A 23,291-nucleotide genomic window follows, 5' to 3' on the forward strand; every position below is an offset into this window, starting at 1 on the left:
GCTTACTTAAGATATTGAACCGCCGTATACGGAACCGTACGTACGGTGGTGTGAGAGGACGATAAATGAATTAATCATTTATCTCCTACTCGATTTGGAAAGAAGTGCCCAACTGAATAACAGAAACATCGATCGAACGGGATTTTTTTGCTAAATAGTCAATAAGCGCTTTTTCGTAAAGGGCAAGCGAGTCCCGATTTTCTTCAATAGTTGCATGTGAAAAGTGGGACCGAATCCAGTTCAAACACTCTTCTTTTGAAGCAGGCATTGAGCCTACAAAGCACAAGCCCTCTGGAGTTGCGGCTATATAAAATGACCAGTCGTCATAGGCAATTAATGAATAATAGACGGTTTCTTCCATTAGTTAACAGTCCTTTCTTATGAAAATATTAACCTCTAAAACGGACAGGTTTGATAAACTATCTGTAGAGAGAGGTGAGTTAATGAGAAGTGAGCAATTACTATTACGGCTAATTGTTTTCAGTATATGGATAGGCGGGTTACATCTCGTCCTGAAGACTAATCATAACCCGAAAGTTAAAATCAAAACAGTTCTACTGTTACATACAACCGTGCTGACACTATTTTTTACCAATGTCTTTGGAATGATGCCCTATAATCCAGTAACCTCTTTTTTGTTTGATATGATGTGGTGGACGATGGCCTTTATTGGATTTAAAACGGTGTTCAGCTTGCAGGGCCATTTTGCCAAAATTGATTACATGATTGTGGCGACAAGTATCTTATTCCTGCTTTTCATACCCCTGATGATTATGTTGACCAATATGTAGAAAAAACCGCCGAACAGTCTCTTGTGTACAAGTATCCTTTAAATGATCAAAGGGAGAACGAGTAGAGACTGTCAGCGGTTGGTTCTATTACAGTAGTATTAGGCTTCTTGCGTTTCTTTTAAGGCTTGTTTCACTTTTTCCATCACTAATTCTTTGTCTTCGGGTCTTTCAAGGTTAACTTCATCGATGTTGATCACAAGGGTCTGACTCTTGTCGTATGAGGCAAACCACTCGTCGTAACGACTGTGCAGTTTTGTATAATAATCCAACAGTTCTGCATTTCCTTCGATTTGCTCGAATGGTCGGCCACGTTTCTGAATACGTTCCAGATGCGTTTCCAGAGAGCCTCTTAAGTAAATAAGTAAATCTGGTCCTTTTTTCGGCATGCCTTCTATTTCTTCCATCATGTTATCAAGCAGATCTGTATATAAGGACATTTCTGCTTCACTCATATTGCCTTGTTCATAGTTGATGCGAGTAAATAAAGCATCTTCATAAATCGACCGGTCCAGTACATTGTGACGATGAACCAGTGCCTGCTTGATGCTTCTGAAACGGGTATTCAAGAAGAAAATTTGTAATGAAAAAGCCCATCGTTTCGGGTTATCATAAAACTTCTCCAGAATGGCGTTATCCTTAACCTGTTCGTAAAATGCGACACTATTTAATTCTTCTGAGATTAGAGTAGTATAGGTACTTTTTCCTGCTCCAATCATCCCTGCTAAAACAATCACAGACATTGCGTCTCCTTCCAACTCATCCTTTTATTTCATCCAATCTATCATACCATAGAAACTGCAAGGTAAGAATACAGTCTTAATAAATGCCATAAAGTAGATGAAATTTTGTGCTAAATGTTAAATGATTATTCAAAAAAGCGTGATGATAGGGGGGATAATATGTAGAGGGGGAAATTAGAGAACGGGCATTATAGTCGTGACTTCACTTCAGAAGTGGTGAGGATGATTGTGGAAGAAGTGGGACTAAGAGTCATATCCTTTTCCTGATTATCGCTACACGGCTTTCGGGAAAAGGATACAGTTTAAACCGATTATAAAGTGGAAGCATAAAGTTGATCTGCGTCAAGGGATTAACGTTTATTTCTGCCATACTAGGATTAGAGTGAAAGACGATCTTGAGTATCTCTAGCTGTAATTATCACTATTATCATAAAGAATGATGAGCTGTCATTATACGCTAAGTTGATTTAATAGGGTTTACAACCGTTAGAGCACAATTGGTTGAGTTTTTTCTCTAAAGTGCTATTCTTACATTAGAATAGGTATAATCAAATAAGGAGGAAGAAGAAATGGAAATAGATTACAAAGATCACGGAAAAGAACCTTATGTTATCAATATCGAGAAAGCAACGATGGATAACAATAACTATCGTACGACGATATGGACGGGCAAAAAGCTGCAGGTTACGGTTATGTCAATCGAACCAGGAGATGACATCGGTTTGGAAGTTCACGAAGGCATCGATCAGTTTATCCGAATCGAAGAAGGCCAGGGCGTATGTAAAATGGGTCCAACCAAGGATGATTTAAATATAGAAGAAAAAGTAGCTGATGACGATGCTGTGTTTGTACCGGCTGACATGTGGCATAACATTGAGAACACTGGAGACAAGCCCCTTAAACTGTATACTATATATGCTGGCCCAGACCATGTAGAAGGCACCATTCACCCGACACACAAAGACGCTGAAAAAGATCCTAACGAAGATTAATCAGCAAACTAAATCACTAATTAGAAAATGAGCCTCCAGGAGAAATGAACCCCTGGAGGCTTTTTTTATACTCATACAGTGAGAAATTCTACAAGTGTAAATACACCTAAGAGAAAAATGAAGTAGATGACAAATTTCCTGAACTTGTCGACCTGAATTTTTGAATACAGGTAATTACCGAGTGAAATGGCAATAACAACGGCAGGAATAGACAAAAAGTAATATAACCCGACTTCTCTTGTCCAGAACCCACTTAAGAAATGGCTGAAAATAATGAGTGAACTCGATAGTAAGAAATGGGCCTGCAGGTTGTCCTTGAATTCTTTTGGTGGCCATTTTCTCGATGTACCGTAAAGCACGATTGGAATCCCATTCATGTTATACGCACTTCCAAGCATTCCGGACGCAAAGCCGAAGGGCACGGAAATTAAAGGGTGTGTAAACTGAGAGTTCATCATTTTGGATTTTCTTCTTGAACTCAAGATAGAATAGCTGGAATAGATGACTAACAATGAACCCAGGACTAGATTGACCCAACGTCTTTCAACAGACCGGACCAGAAACAAGCCGAAGGGGATCCCTAGAACTGTTGATAGAGACAGCCACGTCAATATGCGTTTATCTAATTGGTTCCAGTTGGTAAACACAGAGAACAAAGCGACTGTAAAACCGACTAATCCAACTAATGCGACAGAAGCAGAAAAAGGAATAGGAAGCAGAGCTAGTAGAGGCATGCTGATGACAGAATCTCCAAACCCAAATGTAGAGCGCATCAGAGATCCCAGAAAAATTGCACCCACGATTAATAAAATTAATGTAATATCCACACGTTTTCCTCCGGTATTTGTCTTGATTTACTTGATAGATATCAAGTTATTCGTCAATTTAATATGATATAGTAAGTGTAACATAATTAGTAACAGGCGACTTTTTTAAGTGGAAAAAGGATACGTTCAATAGTAATAGGAGATGCAAAAATGACTAAAAAAGATCAGTCAGAAAAGAGAGTATGCAGTGTTTCTCATCGAGGATGTGTTTCTATGGTGCCGATCTTCAATCATCTGGATACCCTTCAAATGGAAGAAATAATGGAGACGGTTCAGGCTCATTCATTTAAAAGAGGAGAGCTGATTTATCGAGCGGGGGATACTTCTGATGTACTGACGATAGTGAACAAGGGAAGTCTGCGGATATACCGGTTATCTGAATCAGGTAAAGAACAGCTTGTTCGTGTGTTGAAACCGGGAGAATTTACAGGAGAACTGGCTCTTTTTAATGAGACAGTACATGAAAATTATGCTGAGGCAATGGAGGCGACATCGGTCTGCCAGATAACGCGGGCATCACTTCAGAAGCTGCTGATTAAATACCCATCCATTTCATTGAAAATTCTCCAGGCATTGTCTAGCCGTCTAGACGAAAGTGAACAACAGGCCGCGCAATTTTCAACAGAATCAACCGAGCAGCGCCTTGCATCTTATCTGGCTGATTTATTAGTGGAAGATGACCAATCGGCAATCGTGACACTTCCATTAACAAAAAAGGATCTGGCATCTTATATTGGAACCACGCCGGAAACAGTCAGTCGGAAATTAAAGGAACTGGAAGAGATGCAGCTGATCAGACGTATCAGTTCCTCGAAAATAGAAATTCTTGACGAAGAAAAGTTGCTGTTTCTGTAAACGAATAGAAGAAAGGAACCCCTGTCTGATATGACGGGGGTTCCTTTTTAAGGACTGAAATATAGAGAGACACATAGACAACCCAACTAGGATGGAATTGAAGAAAGGACAAACATTTTTTTGAAAAATAGTTTTATAGACTTGATACGCATCAAGTTTCTGAAAAAGAGTACGTACTATACTGAAGTTGTAAGAGAGAGTATAAAAAATAAAAGGAGAGATCAAGAATGGAAAAAGTGATTATAAAGTTAGAAACACTGTCATGCCCAAGTTGTATGCAGAAAATCGAAAATGCAGTCAAGGGAGTAGATGGGGTAGAAAAAGAAAGTGTCAAGGTATTGTTTAATTCCAGTAAAGTCAAGACTGCCTTTGACCAGAACAAAACGTCAGGTGAGGCAATTGAAAAAGTAATTGAAGATCTTGGTTATCCTGTTATCAAAAAAACAGTTAAATTTGCTTGAGGTTAATTTAGAAAGAAGGGTAAAAAATGAGACCATTTAATGAGATCGTCAACGTTTATTTTCCAAAGGTAGACCTATATACTTTACCTCTGACACGAGCGCACGGGAACAATCATCCGGAAGTGTTTAGAGTCCGAGAACTGTTTGAACTGATGCATTCCAAAGTGAAAAACACCAGGTTACAACCGGCTGATTTAGTTGAAGAGTTTAAGGAAATGCGTGTCGTGACGAATAACTATACGACTCCATCAGACGCTTGTAAAACGTACAAAGCGGTGTATACGATGCTGAAAGAATCGGATGAATCTTACCATATTGAATAAGCTTTTTCCCCGGAAAGATTACAGATATCTCTCCGGGTTATACATAGCCATTTTAAAAGAATTATCAATCTTGATTCACTTCAAGACTATATTAGTTCAGACGACATATACTTTAGTTATCATCAGAAGAACGAAGAATACTCAGGAGGAATCAGCATGCAGAAAACGATAGTAAGCAATAAAAAAGCCATCACACTAGTCAGCGGTATACTCATTCTATCAGGATTTTTCAGCCGATTTGTACTGAGAAATATGACTGTATTTGAATGGGCACTCATAGCTGCCTCTTTTATTGGGGTCGCACCTATAGCTGTACAAGCCTATCAGGCTTTAAAAGTGAAAGTAGTGAGCATCGATGTTTTAGTAACGATTGCTGTAACCGGCGCTTTTCTGATTCGAAATTTTGAAGAGTCGGCTATAGTCACATTCCTTTTTTTATTAGGTCATTATCTGGAGCAGAGGACACTGAACAAAACACGTTCTGCTATTAAAGAATTAACGGAGATGGCTCCGGAGAGTGCATTGGTGCAGACAGCTGGAGGAAGTTTTGAAGAAGTGGATATAGATGAAGTAGATGAAGGGGATATTTTACTGGTCAAAACTGGAGCGAAAGTCCCAGTAGATGGGACAGTCCTAGTCGGGAGCGGCTACATCAATGAAGCGAGCATAACTGGTGAATCTGTTCCCGCCCCTAAATCCGTAGATGCATCAGTTTATGCCGGAACCATTCTGGAAAATGGGACCATTCAAATGCGTGCTGATCGGGTCGGGGAAGACACCACCTTTGGAAAAATAATCGAACTGGTTGAAGAAGCACAGGATTCCAAATCTGAAGCAGAGCGATTTATTGATCGTTTTTCAAAATACTATACACCCGTTGTATTGCTGCTGTCATTGGTCGTTCTGCTGATCAGTCAGAACCTGGAACTGGCTATCACTATATTAGTGCTGGGATGTCCTGGTGCGCTTGTCATTGGTGTGCCTGTATCAAACGTAGCGGGTATCGGAAACGGGGCGCGTAATGGTGTACTGCTTAAAGGGAGTGAAGTCATTCATGATTTAAGTCGAGTGGATACTATTGTATTTGACAAAACAGGCACACTGACAGCCGGTAGTCCGACTGTAGCTGAAACGGAAATCTATGTCAGTGACCATCAGATGGTTTTGAACTATTTATCAAGTGTCGAGCTTGAATCAGACCACCCACTAGCCCAAGCCATTGTGGCAGAAATTAAAGACGCTCATCATTATCGGGTTGAAGACACAGAAGTAGTCAGAGGTGGTGGCGTCATTTCGACTGTAGATGGTCACCGCATAGCAGTAGGGAATGTGTCACTGATGGATAGAGAAGATGTCCTGCTGGATGAACAGGTGTTACGTGATGTCAGACAGTTTGAAAAAAACGGGAACTCACTTGTTTTAACTGCAGTGGATGGACAAGTGGCATTATTGATGGGGATACGTGATAAGGTACGCCGTGGGGTAAAAGATAGTCTGGAAGAACTGAAACAGCTGGGAGTCAAAAACTTGGTGGTACTGTCTGGTGATAATCAGGGAACAGTTGACTCAGTAGCTGGGGAATTAGGACTCACAGAAGCTCATGGTCACATGCTCCCTGAAGATAAATCAGCGTATATCAGAAAAATTCAGGAAGCAGGACAGATTGTCGCTTTCGTAGGGGACGGCGTAAATGACAGCCCATCATTAGCTTTAGCCGATATTGGGATAGCAATGGGCAATGGAACGGATGTGGCTATTGAGACCTCGGATGTCGTTTTGATGAACTCGGATTTCAGTCATCTGCCGCATGCAATAGGCTTGACAAAAGCCACATCGAATAATATGATTCAGAATATTATGATTGCAGTAGGAGTCGTACTTGTCCTTTTGACCAGCGTGTTTTTCAGTGATTGGATGAACATGTCGATCGGCATGCTGGTTCATGAAGCAAGCATACTTGTCGTCATTTTTAATGGCATGCGGTTACTTAACTACCAGTCACAGAAACGGGAAAAAACAGCGAATACAGTATCATTATACCCAGATTGATCTTTTATATGAATAGATTGAGTTAAGTCGAAGTATTTAAGTGCATTTATTAGATATGAACGCGCATATATGTTAATTTGAGTATAGAGGTTAATTATCTGGAGGTGAACTCTGAAGCTTTTTTACTGATTAGTTACCATTATCTTTTACAGGAGGTTACGTTAATGTCAAAAAATAAAGTAGCAGTCATTACAGGTGGAGCCCAGGGGTTAGGAAAAGGAATAGCCAAGAGACTGGCAAATGATGGATTCTCCATAGTCATCAGTGATTTGGATGAAGAAGCATTAGATTCAGCTAAAGAAGAGTTCTCAAAAGACGACTTTGCCATAGAAACGTTTAAAGGCAATGTCTCTAAACTAGAAGATCAGAACAGTCTGGTTAAATTTGCAGTAGAGAAGTTTGGTCGACTGGATGTGTTCATAAACAACGCTGGAGTAGAAGGTGAAGTAGCGCCTATTACCGAATTGAAGCCAGAGAATATCGACTTCGTACTGGATATCAATGTCAAAGGTGTCATGTACGGTATTCAGGCAGCTGCCAACCAGATGAAAGAACAGGGGGAAGGCGGGAAAATCATTAATGCCTGCAGTATTGCCGGACAGGAAGGGTTTGAAATGCTGTCACCTTACAGCGCGTCTAAGTTTGCAGTGAAAGGGGTAACCCAGGCTGCTGCGAAAGAACTGGCGCCAGATAAAATTACAGTCAACGCCTACTGTCCTGGTATAGCGGGAACAGGTATGTGGGATAGATTAGATGAAAAAATGATGGAACATATGGGAACTGAAAAAGGAGAGGCCTTTGAGAAGTATGCTCAGGACATTGCTCTTGGAAGAACACAGGAACCGGAAGATGTTGCTAATCTTGTTGCCTTCTTAGCTTCTAGTGATTCAAATTACATTACAGGTCAATCAATTGTATCAGACGGAGGAATGATTTTTAGATAAATTAAAGCGTTATATTAGCAGAAAAGGCCTGCCACTTTGGGAGGTCTTTTTTGTATGTAATGAAGACACATTTAAAAACTGTTCCCAGAATAAGAGAGTGAGAACACGTTATATGTTTGAACAATGAATCACAACTAACCTATTTGTTTCTAGGCCTACGTCCAGGTCTATTATAGCTTAAATGAGATTATCATGTTAAATAGTGAACAAATACGGTTTCATAGCTTTTCAATCTCCTGAATTTCCTTTAAAATAGAGCAGATGAAGCTTTAGGAGGAGAAAAAATGAGACAATTAAAACAGCTTTTCTGGATATTTTTATTCTCGTTTATTGGGGAGTTACTTTCGCTGATCAGCCCATTTCCTGTTCCGGGTAGTGTGATCGGGATGGTCTTATTATTCATTGCTTTGCATTTTAAATGGGTTAAACTCGTACAAGTAGAGGAAGTCGGGAATTGGCTGACAGATAATATGGCTATATTCTTCGTCCCTGCAGGTGTGGGACTGATGACTAACTTTGGCATATTGGGCGACATTTGGTGGCAGCTGCTGGTCACTATTTTTATCACGACTACTTTAATGATTGCGTTTGTAGCGTATATTGTTCAACGGATCAAGCGCCGAACAGATGACAAACTTCAGAATACATCTGTAAGTAAGGAGGCGGTGTAAGATGTGGGATTTACTATCAATCAATCCATTTTTCGGCTTATTCATCACATTTTTCTTTTTCCTGCTGGGCACGCTTTTTCACAGAAGGTGGCCATCGATTCCCTTGTTCAATCCGCTGGTGTTTGCGATCACCAGTATCATTATACTGTTACTGATCACGGGTATTTCATATGATAATTACAACGAAGGCGGTCGGTTCATTAACTTGTGGATTACACCGGCAACCGTTGCTCTGGCAATCAAACTGGAAAAAAATATTGTTTATCTGAAAAAGTACTATACTGCAATCATTTCAGGTATTGCGTTAGGCGTTTTGTTCCATTCAGCCATACTGGTGATGGTGAGTATCCTCTTTCAATTCAATGAGGAGCTTGTGGCAACCTTATTTCCAAAATCGATTACGACAGCTATTGCATTGGGAGTCTCTGAATCACTAGGCGGCATCGTCTCACTGACGGTGGCAATTGTCGTCTTTACGGGTGTTCTGGGAACTATTGTGGGTCCGCCAATTTTTGCACTGCTTAAGATAACCGATCCAGTTGCTCAAGGCGTGGCACTGGGATCCGGCTCACACGCGATGGGAACGGCTAAAGCCATCGAGCTAGGCGATGTCCAGGCGGCAATGGCAGGACTGTCGATTGTCTTGACAGGGATTGTCGTCGTTATACTAGCGCCCTTTGTAATGGGATTTGTCGGGGCATTGTTTTGATGCAGGAATAGAGACATTATATAGAGAAATGAAAATGAAGCGAATTTAAAATTGGATTCTCTCTAAATGGAATGATTTTTCGGCAAGGTCGAAGCGACAAAAAACGGATAAGAAACTGTTGATAAATAACAGTCGCTTACCCGTTTTCAATTTATAGTGAGATCCATTACTGCTGATCGGTATTTAATGCTTTGGCGTTTTGGTTTAACGAAGCTGAACAAGCAATGAATCATGATCGAGCTCTTTAAATCCATTTTTATTAAGAATTAAAAACGGTCGTCTAAAAAAAGGGTCTCTGAAGCGATCCGTTTGGATTGGTTTGTTTCATAATTGGACACAAAGAGACATCCGTAAACTGTATTGAGTACATAGTCGATGGCGACTTGAGACGAAAAAGTAGATAACTTAACTGACTGGCTTTCGTTTTTGGCGACGGGCAGGACCAGATCAGCAAGCGAGGCGATATGAGAGTGCGTGTTTCCTGTGATCACAATGACCGTCGTGCCACTTTCTTTCAACAGTTGAGTAATGTAATAATTGTTCTTACTTTCACCACTGTAGGATATAACAATGGCACAGTCACCTGTTTTGAAATTTGTTGCCAAGTGACGATTTTCTCCCGGAAGTGTAGCCAACTGAACGGCCATATCGATTTTCATCAATTTATTCTGGAAATTTAAAGCAGGTAAATAGGTATCTCCATATGCGAAAACACCAATTTTCTTGGCTTTCAGTAAATATTCCACTGCTGTTTCCACTTGATCATTGGATAAAATTTGATTGGTTTTATTCAGCGAATCAGTGAACAGTTCTAGAATCTTTTTCTGAATCTCACCGTAGGAATCATCATCGGTAAATGGAAAATCAGGGTCTACATTCGAGATCGTGTTATATTCTTTCTGAAGCTCTGCGGACCATTTTATTTTAAAATCTTTAAAGCCTTTCAGTCCAACCTTACGACATAGTCTCACAATTGTTGAAGGGGACGTAAATGTTCGTTCCGACAGGGTTTGAATGGACAGGTTTAAAACCTGTTCACGATGATCTAGTATGTACTGAGCGACGGCTTCTTCGGATGGATTGAAGCGAATCGTGTTCTGTAAAGCGGCTGTTAATGACATGATCCTGACCTCCTTTCCATCAAGTTTGCCTTATCTCAAAAATGATGTCAATCTGTATCCGGTCAAAACTGTCAGATAGAAGCGGATCCAGCGCCTTATTTTGGAAAAAACTACCCAGTCTATCAATTTGTTTTACTTCTATTAACCAGCATGATTAAATGGAAGTGTACCTAGTAGAGAACGATACTCAGGAGGAAAATCATGCTTAACATTGCTTATATAGGAAACGGAAAGAGCGCGAATCGTTATCACATCCCATTTTCAAGGCAGGTCAATAGAATTAGTATCAAAAAGATTTTGTCCAGAGATTCAAATTCGGTCTGGGAACCTATTGATGGTGTGGAATACGTCAGTGATATCCAGGATATCTGGAATGACTCAGCAATTGATCTGGTCGTATTGTCCACTCCACCTCACACTCACTATCCATTGGCTAAAGAGGCACTATTGAATGGCAAGAATGTCTTAGTCGAGAAGCCTTTTTCTGAAACAAGCGAACAGGCGAAAGAATTGTTTGAGCTGGCTGAAGAAAAAGAGTTGTTCGTTCAATGTTATCAGAATCGTCGATTCGATTCGGACTTTCTGACTGTTCAAAAGGTCATTGAAAGCGGGAAGCTGGGAGAGATACTTGAAGTCGAGATGCACTTTGACTACTTCCGTCCAGAAGTCCCTCACGGTGTTGATCACTTTGATCCAATGGAGAGCTTTTTATATACCCATGCCTGCCATACAGCCGATCAGGTCCTTTCTTACTTTGGGGATCCTGAAAAAATCCAATACGATGTGAGACAGTTGCTGGGTGAAGGCCGGATGAATGATTACTTTGATCTGGACTTTTTCTATCCGAACCATGTAAAAGTATCAGTGAAATCAAGTTATTTCAGACTGAAAGAGCGCCCAAGTTTTGCAGTTTACGGAACGAAAGGCACATTCATTAAAGAAACCAAGGACCGTCAGGAAGAGCACTTGAAGTTATTTTATATGCCGACCAATGATGATTTCGGTGTCGACTTACCTGAGCATTACGGGACTCTGTATTATATGGACGAATCGGGACAGTACCACGAAGAAAAAATCGTATCTGAAAAAGGCAGCTACAGTCGCTTTTATGAAGCCCTCGCAGACACCCTTCTTGACGGTGCTGAAAAACTGGTCAAAGACGAAGAGACCATTCGCCAGATAGAGATCCTTGAAGAAGGCATTCGACAGATGAAAAATAAGTAAGTAGATACAATAAAACAAAAAGATAATTAGTTAGTTAAAGACAGGGGGAAAGATCCATCTAAGGTTATTCCTCACTGTCTTTAGTATTCTGATACCGAAAATAAGCTCCCATTGCTGTAAAGACTAGTATGAAAACAGGAGTTGCTCCAGCTGGAAGGTCTAAAAGAGCTGTTAATAAGACAGCAACAACAGCCAATACTAATCCTGTGAAAAGTTGTTTTTTAGTCAACAAAGGCGTTCGTCCTATCGTATAAATTAGCTTGAGTAATGTTATAGCTGTTTTTTTCACTATTTTTTATAGAGAAAAAAGTGATGCGAGAGCATCACTTCATTATATTTCTCACGCCGCCTTTAGGGTTCTCGACATCTCCTTCATACCTTGGGATCAAGTGGAAGTGAGCATGACGAACAGATTGTCCGGCAGCTGATCCGCAGTTTGCACCCATATTGTAAGCAGCCGGCTGATGTTCTTTGTCGACGAGCTCTTTTGCTTTCACCAGTAAATCATTGACGCCTTGCTGCTCTTCTCGTGTCATATTAAAGAAATCAGGCGTATGGCGTTTAGTGAAGACCAGAAAGTGTCCGGGTGAAGACGGTTTTTCGTCGTAATAGCCTGCAGCATAGTCGTTTTCAATCAAAAATTTATGTTGAGGTTTAGTACAGTAATAACAGTCAGTCATTGGTCAGTCTCCTTTTAATTGTTGGTAATTATCATGTCTTAACTCTAACCCATATCTCATTTCTTCTCAAAAAAGAGGGGGTAGCGGGTCCGTTATATTTAGCGACCATGACATTCGACTGCTTGCTGTACCCTTTTTCCAGTTTGTCTTTCATTTTCTGTTCTTTTGAAGCGTTGGATCTGTCGGAATACAGAATGGTGGCAAACAAGCCCTCGTCGAATTTAGTCACGCTTAGATTCTGATTGTTTGGTTCCGGAATGTGATCGTCGTATTTTTTCGGGACTACAAATGCCATTTTTCGATTCAATTCATTTCCTTCTTGAATCACAGGGACGGTCATTTCTATTTTCTCATTCTCTTTGTTGTTATCGGAAATATATCTGAATAGTGTGCGAAACGCATTGTTCACTTCGGGATCTTCAGTGTTCTCATATTCAACGATGTAAAAATCAACGTATTTTCTCAATTCATATTCATTTTCCTTCGTCACGACTTCATAATCGGGTGTCTCGTATTTTCCCATACAATCACTCCGTTCATTATAAGATGTGTAATTCACTGTCATTGTATCACTCCAAGCCTTGTAACATTAACAATCTAGTCCTGTATTGTTAGATCTACTAAAAAAAGTCATACAAAATTAGAAAAATATGATATACTAGTGAATGTTCCGGCTAGGTGGTGGAATGGTAGACACGCCAGACTCAGAATCTGGTGAGCGTAACGCTCGTGAGGGTTCAACTCCCTTCCTGGCCATACTTAATTGAGCACGTAACTTCTCTAAAGTGAGGGGTTGCGTGCTTTTTCGTTTGTTTTTATTGTAGAGTTCCAGTTAGCAGATAAATAGTGACTCATAGTAGTCGGATTTAGCCTCAGTCGTGATAAAAGCTGTGATGAGTTAACCGAAGGGAAATGTACTTAGGAAAACTGAAGATCAACAAGAGATTGAGCGTACTGAAGTAGGGTCCACTTCGGTAAAGTCAGTAAGGAAACTATTCGAGAGTGTCGAAGGAGTCCGATTATGGCAAAGTGAAATGTATTTTCATAATGAGTCTGCTGAAGAGAGTAGGACTTTGGTAAAGTCGGCTCTTAAAGTTAACCGAGTAGTCCTAAACTCTATCCACTTCAGCAGAGTCAGGAGGCTGAAGGCCTGGAGTTATCCGAAGAATGAGTCACTTAGGCAAAGTCGAGAGGCAGAAAATTTCGGGCAAGCCGAAATCAGATTTTTCAAAAGCAAAACAATAACTATACAAGAGATGAGCGCTCGCTCTATTTAGTCTCCCGCACTTTTCTGATAAAATAAGAGAAATACACTGAACGTGATAAGAGTAAACGGAGGCAAAACATGAGAATCTTACATACAGCGGATTGGCATATCGGAAAAATAGTGAATGAGTTTTCAATGCTTGAGGATCAGGCTGAAGTCCTGCACAAACTAGTTGATGATGTGAAAAAAATGGACGTCGATGTTTTGATCATGGCCGGGGATCTGTATGACCGTACTATCCCGCCAAAAGAAGCGGTGGTTCTGGCGACGGATATCTTTACGCGACTGATTCGTGAAGCAGGGATTCCAGTCTTAGCTATCGCGGGAAATCATGACAGCAATGAACGGCTGGAATACGGCGCGCAGCTCTTATCAACGAGTGAGTTGTATATCGAAGGTACAGTTAAGAAAGATATCAGAAAAGTAACCATTAAAGGCGCTAATTTTTACCTGCTGCCGTTTGCGGATCATGTGACCATCCGGAAACTATTGGGTGACGAAGAAATTAGAGATTTGCAGGATGCTACCCGAGAGCAGATCAGATCGATCAAAGAATCGATGAACCCTGATGAACTGAATATTCTGATTGCGCATGGCTATGTAGTGAACGGCGGAAAAGAATCGGTAGAGGATTCTGACTCGGAGCGTCCGTTGAGCATCGGGACAGCTGAGTACGTCGATGTCGATTTATTTGAGGCCTTTGACTACGTGGCACTGGGTCACCTGCACAAAGCACAGAAAGTAAAAACGGATCGAGTGCGTTACAGCGGATCGCCATTGAAGTATTCGAAATCTGAAGTGAAGCACAAGAAGCAGCACCTGTTAGTCGAACTTGAAAAAGAAACGATTGATGTTCAGACAATCGTCACCGAACCGAATCGGGATATGCGTGTGATGAAAGGCCTGTTCAGTGAGATGATGCAGGGTGAATCGGAAGACTATATATTCTTTGAGCTGGACGACGATCATTACGTCATGGACGCAATGCATCAGCTGAGACGCCGTTATCCTTATGCGATGGGGCTTGAGTATACAGCAAGGAAAGAAAGGCAGTCTAAAGAGACAACTCGTACTCATCAGCTGGCAGACAAGAAAAATGTACTGGAATTGTTCAGCGACTTTTACACGAACTTCAAAGAACAGCCACTAGATGAAGACCGAATAAAAGCAGTCAATGCGATTTGGGAAACCACCCAGAGAGGGGAAGAGTAGATGCGTCCATTAAAACTGAAAATGAGTGCATTCGGCCCTTACAAAGGGGAAGTCGAGATCGATTTTACAGAGTTTAATCAGTCCTCACTCTTCCTTGTCAGCGGCCCAACTGGTGCTGGGAAGACGACGATTTTTGACGCAATTGCCTATGCATTGTTTGATAAACCCTCTAAAGATGGCCGTGAAAAAGATACATATAAATCCGATCATGCGAGTGATACGGACTTGTGTTACGTCTATTTTGAATTTGAGCTGGGACAGAAACGCTACTCTGTCAGGCGTGAACCGAATCAGACTGGACCAGGTACCCGCTCGAAAACCAAACAGATTTTAGCGAGTGTCGAGTTTCATAATGGCGAAAATGTAACCACAAAAATAAATGAGGCCAATAAAGAAATCGAATTGCTGATGGGTCTGACACATGACCAGTTCAGACAAATCGTAATGCTGCCGCAGGGTGATTTCAAGCGTATGCTGGATTCAAACAGTGCGGACAAAGAAAAGATTTTCCGTAATATTTTTCAAACCAATCAGTTTGAAGCTTTTCAGGAAAAGTTGAAAGAAAAAGCGAAGGAATTAAAAAAAGAGCGGGACAGCTACGAGCAGGCAGTGGGATTAGCTTTTCAGACGATCCTGACTAAAGAGAATGATAGACTTGAAAAGGCAATCGAGCAGTTTAATGTCCTTGCCGCCCTTGAAGAAATTGAAAAAGTGATCCTGTCTGACACAGCAAAACTGACTGAAAATAAGCAGTCGATCAGGCAACTTCAGGAACAAAAAACTGCCTACGAACGGTTGATCGAGAGACTTGAGAAAAAGGCATGTCTTAACAAGGAAAAATTCGAATTAGATGAAACAGAACAGATCATCAAAACCTACACACAGCAGTTATCTCAAAGTGAAGAAGCACTGAAACTGGCAGAAGCTAAAAAGACGGTTAATCAGTTGTCTGAAGACAGTAGAACTGCAGAGACTAAATGTGGTCAGTTAAAACAGGAACAGAAGACATTGACTAAAGCACTGGATGAAGCCCAAAAACAGAAGGATGTCATTCAGAAAGAAGTAGTGGGGTTAAACAGTCTTCGTGAAGCGATTCAGAAACTGAGTAATGAACTGGACCGCATGAAAGAAGCCGAGAAGAAACAGGAAGCAATCATCCTTTCTGAAAAGCAAATCAAAGAAAACAAAGCAAAACGCCTTGAATTGACTAAAAACGGGCGGGAGCTGAAAGAAACCATCAGTCAGTGCCAGACTGAACTCAAAACACTTCAGACATTAAAGAACCTTTTTCCAAAGCACTACGAAGAGATCACTGCATTAAAAGACCGGAAAAGTCAGATGAGTCAGAAACTGGAAAAACTGAATGAACTGTGTGATTTGAGAAAAGAAGGGGCCAAAGTAAAAGAATCTTTTTCTGAAGCCAATAAAGAGTTGAAGCAAATCAGTCAAACATGGCAAACAGCAAAAGAAGCCTATTTCAGCAATATAGCGGTTGTATTGGCTGGTGACCTGAAAGAAAACGAGCCCTGCCCAGTGTGTGGAGGCACGGATCACCCCAATATTGCGCACGTTACGGATGATACTGTATCGAAAGAAGCCGTCGACCGTCTGGAGAAAGACAAACTGACAGCTGAAGCCAAATACAATAAAATCGCTGCGCACCTGCAGCAGTTGTCTGAAGCAGTAGGGAAACGCTGCAAGGAACTCGGAATCAATCATGTGGATGCGGATGAACAACTCAAGGCCACACAAACAGAAGTCAAACAGATAAGTGAAGCATTGGACGGATTAGAAAAAGACTTAAGACAAATGCAGAAGCAAGTTGAACAGGAAGGCCAACTCACTAATAAATTGGAAACTCTTCAAACAAAAGAACGGGGTCTTTCCGATTCATTAGTCCAGTTGAAAGCAGACGAAGAACACCAAACGAAACGCATCGGTGAACTGAAAGAAGAATCTGAAGAGCTGAGAGCCTCACTGTCTTTTGAATCTGAAAAAGAAATCAGAGAAGCGATAGAAGCTAAAGACAAACTGATCAGCGAAATTGAGAAAAAAGCAGCTGAAAATCAGAAGACGGTTCAGGAGCTGAGCGGAAATCTATCTGCGAATAAACGTGCGCTTGAACTGACTGAGGAGCAGCTTGAAACGGTGACTAAAAAGCAATCCGAAGCAGAGAAGGACTTCACTCACTTAGTTGAAGAGAGTGAACTGGAAGAAAATTTTGAAACAGTACTTCTTGAGGAAGAAACAGCTAAAAAAATGCGGACAGCCATTAGCGACTATGAGAAAGCGCGTCACAGTCTGACTGTTCAGCAAAGAGAGGTTGACGAATTCCTGGAAAAAGAAGAAACACTACTTTCTTTAACGGATTACCAGGAAAAATATGCTGAAATAGATTTGGTACTGCCGAAACTGGAAGACAGTCGCGATGACCTGGTCAAATCAGTCAACCAGAACCAGCAGGCATTTGATTCCATCCATAGGCATCAGGAAAAAAGTGATGAGATCGAGAAAGACTATCAGATTTATAACGAACTGTCCTTGATGGCAAGCGGGACTAGCAATGAAACGGATCGTATTTCATTTGAACGGTATGTACTGGGAATTTATTTTGATGAGATACTGCTGGCAGCCAACGAGCGGTTTGGGGAAATGACGAATAACCGCTATGAACTGAAACGTAAAATGGATGCGGCTAAAGGGAATAAGCCGAAAGGGCTGGATATGGATGTCTTTGATCTGGAAACAGGCAAGATGCGTGGCGTCAATACCTTATCTGGTGGCGAATCATTTAAAGCCTCACTTGCTTTAGCACTGGGATTAAGCGATGTGATTCAGAGTCAAAGTGGAGGAGTGAGCGTTGATACCCTCTTTATCGATGAAGGGTTTGGTACACTGGATTCCGACTCATTGGACAAAGCGATCCAGACCTTACTAGACCTGCATAAAAAAGGACGACTGGTCGGTATCATTTCGCACGTTGACGAATTGAAGACCCGTATACCGTCGCATATCGTGGTCGAAAAGACAGCGGAAGGCAGTAAAGTGAGCGTTCAGTCGGTTTAATTTTAAAAATAGTGAAAGTTAAATAGAAAAGGATGAATCAAATGGCAAAGCAGTGGAAAGAGAAAGTAGAATCGATCATTAAACAATTAAGACCGGAACTTCAGGAGCTTAGCGAATATATCTATGCCAATCCTGAAATGGGTCACGAGGAGTTTCTATCTTCAAAAGCGCATGTGGAACTGCTCAGACAACACGGGTTTGAAGTCGAGTACCCTTATTTGGGAATCGGCACAGCATTTAGAGCTGTCTATAAAGGCAAGACAGCTGGACCGACAATAGCCTACTTATCGGAATATGATGCGTTGCCTGGCATCGGACACGGCTGTGGACACAATTTGCTGGGGGCGACTGATACAGGGGCAGGCATTGCCTTATCCAAACTGGTTGATGAAGCTGGCGGAACGGTCATTGTTCTTGGAACCCCTGCAGAAGAAACAAATGGAGATAAGGTTACGATGTCTGATGCCGGAACGTTTGATGACGTTGATGTTGCATTCTGTACGCACCCATCTGATGGCTATTACGCGAGTGGGACCTCTATGGCAATGGAAGCAATCGAATTCCGTTTTTACGGTCAGACCTCTCACGCAGCTGCATCACCGTATGAAGGCAACAACGCACTCGATGCTTGTATCAACTTTTTCAATAATGTCAGCTCACTCAGACAACAGATTCACCCAAGCGCCCGTGTGCATGGCGTGATCAAAGAAGGTGGAGAAGCAGCGAACGTGATTCCGGACTACACCCGTGCCGAATTTTATGTGAGAGCAATGGACATGCCTTACCTGAATGAACTGCGTGAAAAAGTGATCCGCTGTGCAGAAGCCGGAGCACTGGCAGCCAACTGCACAATGGAGTGGGGATACTATGAAGCTGCCTACAAAAATCTAATCACCAACGAAACTCTGTCTTCCCTTTATAATGAGAACATGCAGTCACTCGGCATAGAAATGATAACGGAAGAGCGTGATTCGATGGGATCGATGGATATGGGTAATGTCAGCCAGGTCGTCCCTGCAATCAACCCGTATTTTGAAATCACCAACGGCAAATCAGTTTCTGGTCATACAACAGAATTCAGAGAGTGCACCTTAACTGAAGAAGCTTATAAAGCCATGGACAAGACAATTGCCGGGCTGACCTATACTGCACTTGATCTGATTGGTAATCCGGATAAACTGAATAAAGTAAAAGAAGAGTTTTCGAACAGCGTTATATCAAAGAATTAGATGATAGTTAATAGTATTAAAGACGTATATTTTTTAGAATATGCGTCTTTTTTATCTACTGAAAGTTAATAACAATCAGATCTTTCTTTGATTTGTCGGCTTATTTTCTTTAACATGGAGTACAAAGAGGTGAAAAAGATGAAAATCAAAATTCTTAGTATCTTTTCAATTGTAGTTTTACTGATAATGATTTTGTCTTTTTCCGATACCTTGCAACTGGCAGAGGGCTCTGCAGAAGAAGCTACAGTAGAGTATATACCTGAAGTGTACGTCGATCCAATACACCCTGATGATGTTATCGATGAAGAGTTTGACTATGATGATTCATTAGCAGAGGTGAGAGAACTGATAGCATCTTTCGATGGCGATGGGTCCGTCAATTTCAACTTAGAAACTGGAGAAATGACCATTGAAGAAAAAGTGTCTTCTGAAACTGAGTCATTACCAAATTCAACTGGCAAAGATGGAGTAACATCAGAAGAATCAGCTTATCTACCAAATGTAAACTGACTAGTATATGTATTACAGACACCATGTCTACAGATAAATTACTTAAATTATTAAAATAGATAAAACCCAATATTTTCAGCAATTCAGCTGTAAATATTGGGTTTTATCTTTGTAGAAATAGGAGAAATTAAACTATTTATCCGTCAGTTCTTTTTTCCTCTGAAGCAACTCTTTAAACTCTTCATCTTTTTTCTTGGAAAACTCAAGCGACAGAGACCCCAGCACTTCAGCGATCTTATTTTCGATACGCATAAGCTCTTCTTCCTTAGAATCAACTGGTGTCGAGTGTACTTTGGAAGCTTCCCACCCAGCAAGATCCCCTTCAAACTCATGTATCTTCCCGTTTTCGATCACCCATACTTTAGAGGCGATCTGGTTAACAAACGACCGGTCGTGTGAGACAAACAAGATACTTCCTTCATATTCCGCAAGCAGGCCTTCCAGGGCTTCGACAGCTTGAATGTCCAGAAAATTGGTCGGTTCATCCAAAATCAACGTGTTGTAGTTACCAGATATCAACTTAGCCAGAGATACTTTTACCCGCTCACCCCCGCTGAGGACTGAAACAGATTTGTAGACATCATCTCCTCTGAAATGCAGCTGGGCCAGAATGATCCGGATCAGGGTCTCTGACTGAACAGCGTCTTTCTTTACGTTCTCAAGAATTGATTCTGACACATCGAGCGTGCTCAAGTTTTGAGAAAAGTAGCCTATTTTTAAGGAAGGAGACACCTGTATAGCCTCATCACCGTGTAACAGCTTGCTGATCAGTGTCGTTTTCCCGCTCCCGTTGGGTCCGATCAGCGCAACCTTTTCGCCGCCTTTGATGGACAGTGTCGCAGGATCCCATAACCGTTTGCCGGGAACCTCTCCTAAACTATTGGTTGCACGTATCACAAATCGGCTCTTCAGCTTGTCCATATCTGGCAGTTCGATTTTAATGGATTCAGTTTCCTTAGGCTTGTCAACTTTTTCCAGTTTCTCAATTCGCGTATCCATTGATTTTTGAACCTGCTGCAGCTTCTTGGACTTTTTCTGAAAGTAGGGAGCCGATCCTTTCAAGTTATATTCGGAATCGCCCACTTTTGTTTTACTCTTCGTTGCGTTCACTGCCTGCCGCGCTTTCTTCTCTTTCGCCTCAATCAACTGACTGCGTTTGCTGATGTATTTTCCATATTCTGTCTGCTGGTGCTGAAATTCATTCTCTTTTTCCCGTTTATAGGCGCTGTAATTACCTGGATACACTTTAATAGTCTGGTTATCCAGCTCCCATATAGTCGTGCAGACTTGATTTAAAAATGATCGGTCATGTGAGACGACAATAAATGCACCGTTAAATTGTGAAAATGACTTTTCTACCCAGCCGATGTGCTGGATATCCAGATGCGTGGTGGGTTCATCTGCAAGCAACAGTTTACAGCTTTTATTCAGAGCTTGAATGACATACTCTGCTGTGGTTTCTCCACCGCTTTTTGTTGCATGGGAATCCTTTAGTTGAGGCAGCAGCTCAATTGTACCGTGTCTTTCAATCATGCCTTCATCGGGCTCTTCTAAGCCTTTAATCAGGTTAAACAATGTGGATTTTCCGCTTCCGTTTGACCCGACTAGACCGATTCTATCCCTATCTTCAATGTGCAGCTGCTCTACATCAAATAATAAGCGGTCTGCGTAACCCTTTTTGATCTTGTTCAATGAGACTAATGACATAAATATCATTCCTTTTCCATTTTATAGTTATGGATTGAGTGCCTCAATTTTTCATCAAAAAAACCTCCCATTTTGTTTTCAGACAAAGTGGGAGGTCGATAAGGCAGAATGATGTAAAGACATAAACGTGCAAGAGTCTCTATTATTTAGCCAAATCGTCATTTATCCCATTTTAGTCTGAAAAAGACATCACAAATAAGACCTTACTCTGATCTTATTCTGCTTCTTTTCGACTTATAAAATGAGATTAGTTACGCATCGGCTCAAATAACACTCCTGTCCTGATTTGATATAGGTAGAATAGCTTATCAAAGCGCAATTGTCAAACGTGAATAAATTTTTAATGGATTCAAATAGAAAATTTCTGAAAAAATCTTACATAAGTAAATGATTTTTTTCTGAGCTATGCTATACTTCAATTAAATAGTTCAAAATGAGGGAGTGGACAGAAAGTGATAGAAATCAGTTATGATCAGGAAGTATTTGAGGCTATAGAGTTGGAGAAGAAACGACAGGAAGAGAACATCGAACTGATTGCTTCGGAAAATTTTGTATCTCAGGCAGTGATGGATGCTCAGGGAAGTGTGTTAACGAATAAATATGCAGAAGGCTATCCGGGCAAACGATATTACGGGGGATGCGAATTCGTTGATGTCGTGGAGAACCTGGCAATTGATCGCGCTAAAGAATTATTTAATGCAGAGTATGCGAATGTTCAACCTCATTCCGGTTCTCAGGCAAACATGGCTGTATTCCAGACGTTCTTAAATCCTGGTGATACATACATGGGAATGGACCTGAACCACGGGGGTCATTTAACTCATGGTTCTCACGTAAATTTTAGTGGTCAATTATATAATGTTGTTCCTTATGAAGTAGACAAAGAAACAGAAACGATCGATTTCGATCAGGTTAAAGAACTTGCTTTAAAGCATAGACCTAAAATGATTATCGCAGGGTACAGTGCATATCCGAGAGCCATTGATTTTGCAAAGTTCCGTGAAATTGCTGATGAAGTAGGCGCTATTTTAATGGTTGATATGGCACATATTGCCGGATTGATTGCCACAGGAGAACACCCAGATCCTATCCCCTACGCAGATGTCGTAACCAGCACCACACATAAAACATTACGTGGACCTAGAGGCGGGCTGATTCTGGCTAAAGAGGAATACGGGAAAAAATTGAACAGTGCCATATTCCCGGGTATCCAGGGTGGGCCACTTGAACATGTCATTGCAGCAAAAGCGGTTGCGTTTAAAGAAGCACTGCAGCCTGAATTTAAAGCATACACTAAACAGGTCAAAGCGAATGCCAGAGCAATGGCTGAAGTGTTTGAACAATCAGCTGGGCGTTTAATCAGTGGTGGGACGGACAATCACTTATTATTGATGGAAGTGACTGATTTTGGATTAAACGGCAAACAGGCAGAAAATTTACTGGATAAAGTGGGAATCACAGTAAATAAAAATACCATTCCCTTTGAAACATTGAGCCCATTCAAAACAAGCGGCATCCGCATTGGAACACCTGCAATCACTTCACGAGGATTTAAAGAAGAGGAAAGCAGAAAAGTTGCAGAGTTAATTGTAGACACACTGACAGCTAAAGAAGATGAAGACAAACTGGCTGAAGTAAAAGAATCGGTACGTGAGCTAACAAGACGTTTACCGTTGTATAAGTAATCCAGTGCATAAAATTAAATAAACAAGTAAAGCCTCCTTTCAATCAGAAAGGGGGCTTAGTTTATGAGTTAATGGGCGAGAATAAAACAGAACAACATATAATTACCTGAACAATTCATACTTTTCGTTGAAACATGTGCCAACTGCCTAACGGCAGCTTAAATTTACTTTTTCATTTTCACCTGTTAAGTGATGAAAAAAGAACCCCATTCTGATATGGTAAAGGTG

At 41.1% G+C, this 23,291-nt stretch carries 23 protein-coding genes and 1 tRNA gene; 16 read left to right on the forward strand and 8 right to left on the reverse strand.

Annotated elements, in window-relative coordinates:
* Window positions 1-85 precede the first annotated feature (85 nt).
* Window positions 86-361 carry a hypothetical protein gene (locus tag CLV38_RS12060; protein WP_106195968.1) on the reverse strand — a complete coding sequence of 92 codons (276 nt, stop codon included), beginning with the start codon at window positions 359-361 and terminating at the stop codon, window positions 86-88.
* A gap of 82 nt (window positions 362-443) precedes the next feature.
* On the opposite strand from CLV38_RS12060, the gene CLV38_RS12065 reads away from it, so the two are divergent.
* The gene (locus tag CLV38_RS12065) at window positions 444-791 is read left to right on the forward strand and encodes a hypothetical protein (protein WP_106195970.1); all 348 of its coding nucleotides are present in this window, start codon (window positions 444-446) and stop codon (window positions 789-791) included.
* A gap of 98 nt (window positions 792-889) precedes the next feature.
* Here CLV38_RS12065 and CLV38_RS12070 read toward each other — a convergent pair whose 3' ends face one another.
* Window positions 890-1,531 (reverse strand): deoxynucleoside kinase, encoded by a 642-nt coding sequence (locus tag CLV38_RS12070; protein WP_106195972.1) that lies wholly within the window; start codon window positions 1,529-1,531, stop codon window positions 890-892.
* A 569-nt stretch (window positions 1,532-2,100) separates the two neighbouring features.
* On the opposite strand from CLV38_RS12070, the gene CLV38_RS12075 reads away from it, so the two are divergent.
* Window positions 2,101-2,523, forward strand: coding sequence for a cupin domain-containing protein (locus CLV38_RS12075; protein ID WP_106195974.1), 423 nt, complete (start codon window positions 2,101-2,103; stop codon window positions 2,521-2,523).
* Window positions 2,524-2,594: 71 nt separating this feature from the next.
* Here the strand turns inward: CLV38_RS12075 and CLV38_RS12080 are convergent, their stop codons facing one another.
* Window positions 2,595-3,350 carry a sulfite exporter TauE/SafE family protein gene (locus tag CLV38_RS12080; RefSeq protein WP_106195977.1) on the reverse strand — a complete coding sequence of 252 codons (756 nt, stop codon included), beginning with the start codon at window positions 3,348-3,350 and terminating at the stop codon, window positions 2,595-2,597.
* A gap of 150 nt (window positions 3,351-3,500) precedes the next feature.
* Between CLV38_RS12080 and CLV38_RS12085 the strand changes: the two genes are divergently transcribed.
* The 7 genes from CLV38_RS12085 to CLV38_RS12115 all read left to right on the forward strand — a co-directional run bounded on the left by CLV38_RS12085 (window position 3,501) and on the right by CLV38_RS12115 (window position 9,362).
* Window positions 3,501-4,205, forward strand: a complete 705-nt coding sequence (locus CLV38_RS12085; protein WP_106195979.1) for a Crp/Fnr family transcriptional regulator — start codon at window positions 3,501-3,503, stop codon at window positions 4,203-4,205.
* A gap of 227 nt (window positions 4,206-4,432) precedes the next feature.
* Window positions 4,433-4,666, forward strand: a complete 234-nt coding sequence (locus CLV38_RS12090) for a heavy-metal-associated domain-containing protein (protein ID WP_106195981.1) — start codon at window positions 4,433-4,435, stop codon at window positions 4,664-4,666.
* Window positions 4,667-4,692: 26 nt separating this feature from the next.
* Window positions 4,693-4,989 carry an iron-sulfur cluster repair di-iron protein, ric gene (locus CLV38_RS12095; RefSeq protein ID WP_106195984.1) on the forward strand — a complete coding sequence of 99 codons (297 nt, stop codon included), beginning with the start codon at window positions 4,693-4,695 and terminating at the stop codon, window positions 4,987-4,989.
* A gap of 156 nt (window positions 4,990-5,145) precedes the next feature.
* Window positions 5,146-7,038: a heavy metal translocating P-type ATPase gene (locus CLV38_RS12100; RefSeq protein WP_106195986.1), complete on the forward strand. Its 1,893-nt coding sequence runs from the start codon at window positions 5,146-5,148 to the stop codon at window positions 7,036-7,038.
* 164 nt (window positions 7,039-7,202) lie between these two features.
* Window positions 7,203-7,982: an acetoin reductase gene (locus CLV38_RS12105; RefSeq protein ID WP_106195988.1), complete on the forward strand. Its 780-nt coding sequence runs from the start codon at window positions 7,203-7,205 to the stop codon at window positions 7,980-7,982.
* Window positions 7,983-8,266: 284 nt separating this feature from the next.
* On the forward strand, window positions 8,267-8,653 hold the full coding sequence (locus tag CLV38_RS12110; RefSeq protein WP_106195990.1) for a CidA/LrgA family protein: 387 nt from the start codon (window positions 8,267-8,269) through the stop codon (window positions 8,651-8,653).
* Between the two features lies 1 nt (window position 8,654).
* Window positions 8,655-9,362 (forward strand): LrgB family protein, encoded by a 708-nt coding sequence (locus tag CLV38_RS12115; protein ID WP_106195992.1) that lies wholly within the window; start codon window positions 8,655-8,657, stop codon window positions 9,360-9,362.
* Between the two features lie 266 nt (window positions 9,363-9,628).
* Here CLV38_RS12115 and CLV38_RS12120 read toward each other — a convergent pair whose 3' ends face one another.
* On the reverse strand, window positions 9,629-10,483 hold the full coding sequence (locus CLV38_RS12120; RefSeq protein ID WP_106195994.1) for a MurR/RpiR family transcriptional regulator: 855 nt from the start codon (window positions 10,481-10,483) through the stop codon (window positions 9,629-9,631).
* Between the two features lie 201 nt (window positions 10,484-10,684).
* On the opposite strand from CLV38_RS12120, the gene CLV38_RS12125 reads away from it, so the two are divergent.
* Entirely contained in the window at window positions 10,685-11,707 is a 1,023-nt protein-coding gene (locus CLV38_RS12125; protein ID WP_106195996.1) for a Gfo/Idh/MocA family oxidoreductase, read from the forward strand.
* A gap of 64 nt (window positions 11,708-11,771) precedes the next feature.
* Here CLV38_RS12125 and CLV38_RS13775 read toward each other — a convergent pair whose 3' ends face one another.
* The 3 genes from CLV38_RS13775 to CLV38_RS12135 all read right to left on the reverse strand — a co-directional run bounded on the left by CLV38_RS13775 (window position 11,772) and on the right by CLV38_RS12135 (window position 12,910).
* The gene (locus tag CLV38_RS13775; RefSeq protein WP_170068897.1) at window positions 11,772-11,936 is read right to left on the reverse strand and encodes a hypothetical protein; all 165 of its coding nucleotides are present in this window, start codon (window positions 11,934-11,936) and stop codon (window positions 11,772-11,774) included.
* Window positions 11,937-12,030: 94 nt separating this feature from the next.
* Window positions 12,031-12,387, reverse strand: a complete 357-nt coding sequence (locus CLV38_RS12130; protein WP_106195998.1) for an HIT family protein — start codon at window positions 12,385-12,387, stop codon at window positions 12,031-12,033.
* Between the two features lie 31 nt (window positions 12,388-12,418).
* Complete coding sequence (locus CLV38_RS12135; RefSeq protein WP_170068898.1) at window positions 12,419-12,910, reverse strand: SOUL family heme-binding protein; 492 nt, start codon at window positions 12,908-12,910, stop codon at window positions 12,419-12,421.
* A 149-nt stretch (window positions 12,911-13,059) separates the two neighbouring features.
* Here CLV38_RS12135 and CLV38_RS12140 point away from each other — a divergent pair.
* From CLV38_RS12140 to CLV38_RS12165, 5 genes are all read left to right on the forward strand, one after another.
* Window positions 13,060-13,143: transfer RNA gene (locus CLV38_RS12140), tRNA-Leu, on the forward strand.
* Window positions 13,144-13,732: 589 nt separating this feature from the next.
* Window positions 13,733-14,866: an exonuclease SbcCD subunit D gene (locus tag CLV38_RS12150; RefSeq protein WP_106196005.1), complete on the forward strand. Its 1,134-nt coding sequence runs from the start codon at window positions 13,733-13,735 to the stop codon at window positions 14,864-14,866.
* Window positions 14,867-17,932 carry an SbcC/MukB-like Walker B domain-containing protein gene (locus CLV38_RS12155; protein ID WP_106196007.1) on the forward strand — a complete coding sequence of 1,022 codons (3,066 nt, stop codon included), beginning with the start codon at window positions 14,867-14,869 and terminating at the stop codon, window positions 17,930-17,932.
* A gap of 41 nt (window positions 17,933-17,973) precedes the next feature.
* Window positions 17,974-19,161, forward strand: a complete 1,188-nt coding sequence (locus CLV38_RS12160; RefSeq protein WP_211295479.1) for a M20 family metallopeptidase — start codon at window positions 17,974-17,976, stop codon at window positions 19,159-19,161.
* A gap of 138 nt (window positions 19,162-19,299) precedes the next feature.
* The gene (locus tag CLV38_RS12165) at window positions 19,300-19,671 is read left to right on the forward strand and encodes a hypothetical protein (RefSeq protein ID WP_106196011.1); all 372 of its coding nucleotides are present in this window, start codon (window positions 19,300-19,302) and stop codon (window positions 19,669-19,671) included.
* A gap of 132 nt (window positions 19,672-19,803) precedes the next feature.
* On the opposite strand, the gene abc-f is transcribed toward CLV38_RS12165, so the two are convergent.
* Window positions 19,804-21,378, reverse strand: coding sequence for a ribosomal protection-like ABC-F family protein (gene abc-f / locus CLV38_RS12170; RefSeq protein ID WP_106196014.1), 1,575 nt, complete (start codon window positions 21,376-21,378; stop codon window positions 19,804-19,806).
* Window positions 21,379-21,830: 452 nt separating this feature from the next.
* Here abc-f and glyA point away from each other — a divergent pair, with 452 nt between their 5' ends.
* Window positions 21,831-23,063 (forward strand): serine hydroxymethyltransferase, encoded by a 1,233-nt coding sequence (gene glyA, locus CLV38_RS12175; protein ID WP_106196017.1) that lies wholly within the window; start codon window positions 21,831-21,833, stop codon window positions 23,061-23,063.
* Window positions 23,064-23,291: the final 228 nt, after the last annotated feature.

The organism is Alkalibacterium olivapovliticus (genome assembly GCF_003003275.1).
GTDB classification, from domain to species: domain Bacteria; phylum Bacillota; class Bacilli; order Lactobacillales; family Carnobacteriaceae_A; genus Alkalibacterium; species Alkalibacterium olivapovliticum.